The organism is Pseudomonas sp. AGC41, from assembly GCF_057334555.1.
The window spans coordinates 82924-90511 of record NZ_JBHFJB010000136.1 but is presented as its reverse complement, the minus strand read 5'-3'; the positions used below and the strand labels follow the sequence as shown (position 1 = coordinate 90511).

The 7588-nt window shown below is 59.9% G+C and carries 8 protein-coding genes; 4 read left to right on the top strand and 4 right to left on the bottom strand.

Annotated features, from left to right (window positions below; translation table 11 throughout):
* Positions 1–226: 226 nt before the first annotated feature.
* Positions 227–1468, top strand: a complete 1242-nt coding sequence (locus ACE04F_RS22335) for a glutamine synthetase family protein (RefSeq protein ID WP_486110004.1) — start codon at positions 227–229, stop codon at positions 1466–1468.
* Positions 1469–1538: 70 nt separating this feature from the next.
* Positions 1539–2906, top strand: coding sequence for an MFS transporter (locus ACE04F_RS22330; protein WP_486109966.1), 1368 nt, complete (start codon positions 1539–1541; stop codon positions 2904–2906).
* A gap of 66 nt (positions 2907–2972) precedes the next feature.
* Here ACE04F_RS22330 and ACE04F_RS22325 read toward each other — a convergent pair whose 3' ends face one another.
* The 4 genes from ACE04F_RS22325 to flgA all read right to left on the bottom strand — a co-directional run bounded on the left by ACE04F_RS22325 (position 2973) and on the right by flgA (position 5579).
* Positions 2973–3719 (bottom strand): flagellar brake protein, encoded by a 747-nt coding sequence (locus ACE04F_RS22325; RefSeq protein ID WP_486109965.1) that lies wholly within the window; start codon positions 3717–3719, stop codon positions 2973–2975.
* A gap of 92 nt (positions 3720–3811) precedes the next feature.
* Positions 3812–4279: a flagella synthesis protein FlgN gene (locus tag ACE04F_RS22320; RefSeq protein WP_486109964.1), complete on the bottom strand. Its 468-nt coding sequence runs from the start codon at positions 4277–4279 to the stop codon at positions 3812–3814.
* A 47-nt stretch (positions 4280–4326) separates the two neighbouring features.
* The gene (flgM, locus tag ACE04F_RS22315; RefSeq protein WP_486109963.1) at positions 4327–4641 is read right to left on the bottom strand and encodes a flagellar biosynthesis anti-sigma factor FlgM; all 315 of its coding nucleotides are present in this window, start codon (positions 4639–4641) and stop codon (positions 4327–4329) included.
* A 173-nt stretch (positions 4642–4814) separates the two neighbouring features.
* Positions 4815–5579 carry a flagellar basal body P-ring formation chaperone FlgA gene (gene flgA, locus ACE04F_RS22310; protein WP_486109962.1) on the bottom strand — a complete coding sequence of 255 codons (765 nt, stop codon included), beginning with the start codon at positions 5577–5579 and terminating at the stop codon, positions 4815–4817.
* Positions 5580–5657: 78 nt separating this feature from the next.
* Between flgA and ACE04F_RS22305 the strand changes: the two genes are divergently transcribed.
* Both ACE04F_RS22305 and cheR read left to right on the top strand, forming a co-directional pair.
* Entirely contained in the window at positions 5658–6584 is a 927-nt protein-coding gene (locus ACE04F_RS22305; RefSeq protein WP_486109961.1) for a chemotaxis protein CheV, read from the top strand.
* A gap of 54 nt (positions 6585–6638) precedes the next feature.
* Positions 6639–7466 carry a protein-glutamate O-methyltransferase CheR gene (gene cheR / locus ACE04F_RS22300; RefSeq protein WP_047228759.1) on the top strand — a complete coding sequence of 276 codons (828 nt, stop codon included), beginning with the start codon at positions 6639–6641 and terminating at the stop codon, positions 7464–7466.
* Positions 7467–7588 lie beyond the last annotated feature (122 nt).

Here is a 7588-nt window from a genome sequence, read left to right as displayed (position 1 = left end):
GGCGCGCTCCCACAGTTGTTTCAGTAGCAGCTGTTTATTTTTCTAGCTGCTTGATATTCCGAACAGCCGGAGCCTATTTTGTACGGGTTGCCGTTCGCGGCTCGCACATAACAAGGATTGCGTCATGACGACCGATGGCCAGCGTTCACTCGCGCAGCGACTGACGGGCATTGATGAGATTGAATGTGTCACGCCGGATTTGAATGGCGTGCCGCGAGGCAAGGTGATGACCGCCGAGGGCTTCCTCGAAGGCCGGCGGTTGCAGATGGCGCGAGGCGTGCTGCTGCAATGCATCATGGGCGGTTACCCGCCGTCGCGTTTTTATGGCAGTGATGATGGCGACCTGGCGCTGGTGGTCGATCCGAAACAGATCCATCGCTTGCCGTGGAGTCATCCGCCCCGTGCCCTGGCGATTTGCGACGCCGACGAGCTCAGCGGGGAGAGCTCACAGCTGTCGACCCGTGGTCAGCTCAAGGCGGTGATTGCACGCTATGCGGCGCTTGGGCTGGCGCCGGTCGTCGCGACGGAACTGGAATTTTTTGTCTTCGCGGCCAATCCGGATCCGACCCAGCCGTTCCGACCGCCGGTGGGCCTGGACGGACGCCGCGAAGACGGCCAGTCGGCGTTCAGCGTCAGCTCCAACAATGGCTTGCGCCCGTTCTTCACTGAAGTCTACGAATGCATGGCGGCGTTGGGCTTGCCGCGCGATACCTTCATGCATGAAATGGGCGTGAGCCAGTTCGAAATCAATCTGCTGCATGGCGATCCTCTGTTGCTGGCCGACCAGACGTTCCTCTTCAAGCATCTGCTCAAGGAAGTGGCGCTCAAGCACGGCCTGACCGTGGTCTGCATGGCCAAGCCCCTGGCGCAGACGCCAGGCAGTTCGATGCACATTCACCAGAGCGTCGTCGAGCTGGACAGTGGGCGAAATGTATTCAGCGACGAGGCGGGCGAGCCGACGGCTGTTTTCCGTCACTTCATTGGAGGGCAGCAGGCCGGCATGGCGGATTTCACTGCACTGTTCGCGCCGAACGTGAATTCCTACCATCGCTTGTGCCACCCGTTTGCCTCGCCAAACAATGCCTGTTGGTCCCATGACAATCGTTCGGCCGGGTTGCGCATTCCGGCCAGTTCGCCGGCGGCCCGACGGGTCGAGAACCGCTTGCCGGGGGCTGACGCCAACCCGTACCTGGCGATCGCGGCGAGCCTGGCGGCCGGGCTGTATGGTATCGAAAACCGGCTGGAGCCAAGCGCCGCGATCCAGGGCGAATTCGAAGTGCCGGAGAATCTCTCCCTGCCATGTACCTTGCATGCCGCCCTTGAGCGTCTCAAGCGTAGCCACTTGGCGAAGGAACTGTTCGGTAGCGAGTTCATCGAAGGTTACATCGCTTCGAAGAGCCTGGAACTGACCAGTTTCTTTGACGAGATCACGCCTTGGGAGCGGCGCGTCCTGGCGGCCCAGGCATAACCAACCGTCGCATTCGGGCTATCTTCAGAAGATCGCCCTCACTCACCTCAAGGAGCCGCTCGGAACGCCGATGCGCCAAATCTGGAAACCTTTTCGAGCGCTTTATTTCGCCTCGCTGATGATGCTCATCGGCTCGGGCCTCCTGAGTACGTACCTGGCCTTGCGTCTGGCTGCCGACAACGTCGACAGCCTGTGGGTCGGTGCGCTGATGGCCGCCAACTATTTCGGTCTGGTGCTGGGCGGCAAGATCGGCCATCGGCTGATCGCCCGCGTCGGGCATATTCGGGCCTATTCGGCCTGCGCCGGGATCGTCGGCGCGGCGGTACTGGGCCATGGCCTGGTGGACTGGCTGCCGGCCTGGATCGTGCTACGGATGATTGTCGGCCTCGGCATGATGTGCCAGTACATGGTCATCGAGAGCTGGCTCAACGAGCAGGCCGACGCCAAGCAGCGCGGGGTGGTGTTCAGCGGCTACATGATCGCCTCGTACCTGGGATTGGTGCTGGGCCAGCTGATTCTGGTCATGCACCCGGCCTTGGGCCTGGAGCTGCTGATGCTGGTGGCGTTGTGTTTCGCCCTGTGCCTGGTGCCCGTGGCGCTGACCCGACGGATTCACCCGGCGCCGCTGCATCCGGCACCGATGGAGCCGCGCTTCTTTATCAAGCGCGTGCCGCAATCGTTGACCACGGTGCTCGGCTCGGGGCTGATCGTCGGTTCCTTCTACGGCCTGGCGCCGCTGTACGCCTCCCAGCAGGGGCTGACCACCGAGCAGGTCGGTCTGTTCATGGGTAGCTGCATCTTTGCCGGCCTGCTGGTGCAGTGGCCGCTGGGTTGGCTGTCGGATCGTTACGATCGTGCGCTGTTGATCCGCTGCTTCGCGCTGATTCTGGTGGTGTGCGCGTTGCCGCTGGCCATCCTGCCGAAGGTGCCGGTGGAAGTCCTGTTCATCGCTGGTTTTTGCTGTTCGCTGGTGCAGTTCTGTTTGTATCCACTGGCGGTGGCGTTTTCCAACGACCACGTCGAGGGCGATCGCCGGGTGTCGCTGACGGCCATGCTGCTGGTGACTTACGGCGTGGGCGCCAGTATCGGTCCGCTGGCGGCCGGGGTCCTGATGAAGCTGTTCGGTAGCCAGATGTTGTACGGGTTTTTCGCCTTGTTCGCTTTGGTGCTGGTATGGCGGATCCGGCCGAAAGCGGTCACCAATCTGCATCAGGTCGATGATGCGCCGCTGCACCACGTGGCCATGCCGGACAACATGACCAGTTCACCCCTGGTGGCATGCCTCGACCCTCGGGTCGACGAACAGGTCGTCCAGGATCAGATGCAGACCTCGCCCAACCCGGACGTGGAGCCTGAGCCTGAACCGGAATTGGAGCCGGTCACCGAAGGCGCGGACGACGAACCGCCACCTTCGGACTTCACCCGGGCAAGGCCATGAAACGGCCATAAAAAAACGGGCAATCCCTTGCAAGGGGATTGCCCGTTTTTTATCGCCCGCAAAACATCAGAAATCGTCTTTATCGAACCGCCGGGCTTCACGCTGCAATTGATACACGAAGCGCTCGACCTGACGCTGCACCAGGCCGCTGATGTTGTGAAAGCGCACGCCGGCGAAGGTGGTGTTGATCCGCTCTTCGAAATGCAGGTAGCGCAGTTCGACCGGCGCGGTCATGTTGCCGAAGGGCAGGGCGGCGACAAAGCGTTCGTAGACCTGGCCCAGTTGCAGGCGTGCGGTAATGTCGCCATCGAAGCGCAGCTTGCAGCCGGTTGCGGAGATATCCAGCAGTTTGCCGTTCACCGGCGTCTTGAGCTTGTCACCACCCAGTTCCACACTCACCAGTTGCGCCAGTTTCAGTGCGGCCCGGAAGGCGTTGCGGCGCTGGTGATAGACCACTTCTTCAGGCAGGGCGCCGCGGTAGCAGCGGCCGTCCTTCGAATCCTGGATGGTCAGCGGACCGTTGCCTTCCCACGCAATGCGCACGCCGTCATGAAAACCCTCGACCCGAAATGGCTCGCCTGCCAGCAGGAAACGCTCTCCATCCCGCGGGATCATTTCGTCCAGGGCGATGGTGTTGGTGTCGCGATCGACATCCACCAGGTAGCTCTGGAAACGCTGGGTGCGCTCATGAAAGGTAATGATCAGGGGATCGTGGCTCTCTTGCAGCATCCGTAGGTTGCCGGAGATTTCCAGGGGGGTGGTGAGGACCATGGGCGGCTGCGGAGCATCATCCGCGTTTGTGGCATTGAACACGGTGGGTCAATCTCCAGGCAAAATACGACTACAAAGAGCCAGCATTTTGCCAGCATGTATCGCGCGTTGATAGTGCGCAGGCACGGTTCGTTTCACGCCTGGCTGAGCGGGCGGTGCTTGACCATTTTTGCGGTCGAGCCGCGAGCGTCATAGAGCGTCGGGATTTCGCCGCCGTTGAGAATGCGCAACTGATTGGCGGTGGCGGCCTGTTGCATCTGGATGGACTGGCCGTTTCGAACGTTGGCGGCCTGGCACTGGTTGAGCAGGTCGTTGAGTACGGCGCTTTGCGACAACAGTTGATCGCCAATCGGCGATTGGCTGGCCAATTGCTCAAGGCCGCTGTTGTCGGCGGGCAGGTCAAGGCTGGCGAGAACTTCGCTGCGCTTGCGGCCATGCTGGTCGAGCAGAATGATCAATGCCTGTTTTTGCGCCAGAATATTTTCCAGCAAGGGCATGTCCCGCCCGTGCAATGCCAGGGCTTCGGTCTGCAACAGCTCCAGCAATTGTTGCGCTGGAGCGAAGTCGTCGATGATCAATTGCAATAAATTAGTATCGTGCATGGCTGGCCTTGGGTCTTAAGCGTCCTAAAGCCTGGCGCAGGCGGGGCCTAGCGCTGGGCTTCGAAGTTGAGCAGCTTGCTGGCTACACGGTTGCTGTCGACTTGATAGCTGCCATCGGCGATTGCTGCTTTCAACGCGGCCACGCGGGCGTTGTCGACGACAGGTTGATCGCGCAGCTTGTCAGTGACCTTCTGCAACTGTTGAGCCTCATTGCTGAGGTGTACCGATTCCCCATTCTTGACAGTGGCGGCCTGGTCGGCGAGCTTGGATTTGTCGGTTTCGACGGTTTCCTTGCTGGCGCTGGTGCGCGTAGTGCCTGTCACGGGCGAGGAGCTGTTTAAACGATTGAAATCGATGACCATGGTAAAAAACCTCTGGGTATTTGGACGCTTGCCATGTTTTCGGCCATCCCCAAAAAAACTTTAGGCTCATTTTTCAAATGAACGAGCGCACGTCTGCGCTTGCCTTATATACAAGGCACAGTCTAGGGAACACCGAGGTCAAGCGCCAGCCTGTCTACCCCCCTTGCAGCCTCTTACATAGCCACTTCTACCTGGCCAGGCGCTATCACCTGGGCCTTGATGACTCGCTGGGAGTTGAGGTTCTTTACCCGAATCTGTTCGCGCATGCCGCCGTTGGCCAGGGCCTCGCCGGGCATGCGCACGGCCAGGGTGCCGCTGCGAGCGGTGATGACCACTTGGTCGCCCTTGCGAACCACTTCGGCCTGTTCCAGATGAACTTGGGTGATGACCTGATCGGCGACCATTGGTCGGACAAGTTTCTGACCAATGGCTTCGTCGACGGAGGTCAGGAAACCCTGGCTGATCTGGCTGACGTCGCGCTCACGCAGGACCACATCCTGCGGCTCGACAATCCCGGCGCGCTTGAGCGGACGGGTAGTGGTGACAATTTCCCGATACAGGCGCACTTGAGCGGGCACGAACACCGTCCAGGGCGCCGCGCTGTCGCAACGAACCTTCACCGTGACGCGTCCCAGCGGCCGGGCCGGGCTCTCCAGCGAGGCAGTCAATTCCTTGTCGCACATCGGCATGCGCAGGCGCGGGTCGAGCTGGTTGACTTCAATCTCGTAGCGGCCTTCGGTTTGACTGGTTGCCAGATAGTCTTCTACGGTGAATTCAAGAAAGCCCTGCGTGACGCCGATAAGGAGATCAGGCAAGGTAACCGGCACATCAGCGACGGCACGTGCGCCGACCGCGAACAGGCAGACGGCCAACAGTGCACCGAGCCAATGGCGGCAGTGAGTGGTCAGGCGTCGAGAAAATGTCGTTTGTGCGTTCATGCCGGTTCAATAGCAAGCCCCGTGCCGTTTAGTGATGAATGCGCGTCGGACACATTAGCGTTAGGTAGGAGTCAGGGCATGGCGGGAGTGATGGATTCGGTAAACCAGCGCACACAGCTGGTCGGTCAGAATCGCCTGGAGCTGTTGTTGTTCCGTCTCGATGGTCAACAACTGTATGGGATCAACGTATTCAAGGTACGCGAAGTGCTGCAATGCCCTAAGCTGACCCTGATGCCGAAGTCCAGTCCCGTCGTGTGCGGTGTGGCGAATATCCGCGGAGCGACCATCCCGATTCTCGATCTGGCGATGGCGACCGGTTCCGGTCGGCTGCTGGATCAGAGCAATCCGTTTGTGATCATCACCGAGTACAACACCAAGACCCAAGGGTTCCTGGTGCGGTCGGTGGAGCGCATCGTCAACATGAATTGGGAAGAGATTCATCCACCACCCAAGGGCACCGGCCGCGATCACTACCTGACGGCAGTGACCCGGGTCGATAACCAATTGGTGGAAATCATCGACGTGGAGAAGATCCTCGCCGAAGTGGCACCCACGCCGGAAGCGATCTCCGCGGGCGTGGTGGACGCCGAGACCCAGCACAAGGCGATTTCGCTGCGGGTCTTGACCGTCGACGATTCTTCGGTGGCACGCAAGCAGGTCACGCGTTGTCTACAAACGGTCGGCGTCGAAGTGGTCGCCCTGAACGACGGACGGCAAGCGCTGGATTACCTGCGCCAGTTGGTCGATGAGGGCAAGAAACCGGAAGAAGAATTCCTGATGATGATTTCCGACATCGAGATGCCGGAGATGGATGGATACACCCTGACGTCGGAAATTCGCAGTGACCCGCGCATGCAGAAGCTGCACATCATCTTGCATACTTCGTTATCCGGGGTTTTCAACCAGGCGATGGTCAAGAAAGTCGGTGCCGATGATTTTCTCGCCAAGTTCCGGCCCGATGACCTGGCGTCGCGGGTGGTCCAGCGAATCAAGGCAGCAGAATAAAGGTCGGGCGCGTTGTGCGCCCGGCAAGTCAACACAGTGAAAAGAGGCGGTATCTTGTCTACGGGTAATTTGGATTTCGAACAGTTCCGGGTCTTCCTGGAAAAAGCCTGTGGCATCTTGCTTGGTGAAAACAAGCAGTACCTGGTGTCGAGCCGTCTCAATAAATTGATGGAACAACAGGGCCTCAAGTCGCTGGGCGAACTGGTGCAGCGCATCCAGACCCAGCCACGCAGCGGTTTGCGCGAGATGGTCGTGGACGCGATGACCACCAACGAAACCCTGTGGTTTCGCGATACCTATCCTTTCGAGGTATTGAAGAACCGGGTGCTGCCGGCGGCCATCAAGGCCAGCCCGGGGCAACGCCTGCGCATCTGGTCGGCGGCCTGTTCGTCGGGACAGGAACCTTATTCGCTGTCGATGTCCATCGATGAGTTCGAGCGGACGAACATCGGCCAGTTGAAGATGGGCGTGCAGATTGTCGCCACCGACCTGTCCGGGACCATGCTCAACAATTGCAAGACCGGTGAGTACGACAGCCTGGCCATCGGCCGTGGCCTGTCGCCCGATCGCCTGCAACGTTATTTCGATCCGAAAGGGCCGGGCAAGTGGGTGGTCAAGGCGCCCATCAAAAGCCGCGTGGAGTTCCGTTCGTTCAACCTGCTGGACAGCTACGCCAGCCTCGGCAAGTTCGACATCGTGTTCTGCCGCAACGTACTGATCTACTTCTCCGCCGAGGTGAAGAAAGACATCTTGCTGCGTATCCACAGCACCCTGAAGCCGGGCGGCTATCTGTTCCTTGGCGCGTCCGAGGCGTTGAACGGCTTGCCGGATCATTACCAGATGGTCCAGTGCAGCCCCGGGATTATCTACCAGGCGAAGTGATTGGCTTTGTAAAAACGGGAGCTCCATGGGGCTCCCTTTTTTTGCCCGCTGTTTTTCATTCATCCCCGTCCCCTGTGGGAGCGAGCCTGCTCGCGAAAGCAATATCCCAGGCGATATCGATG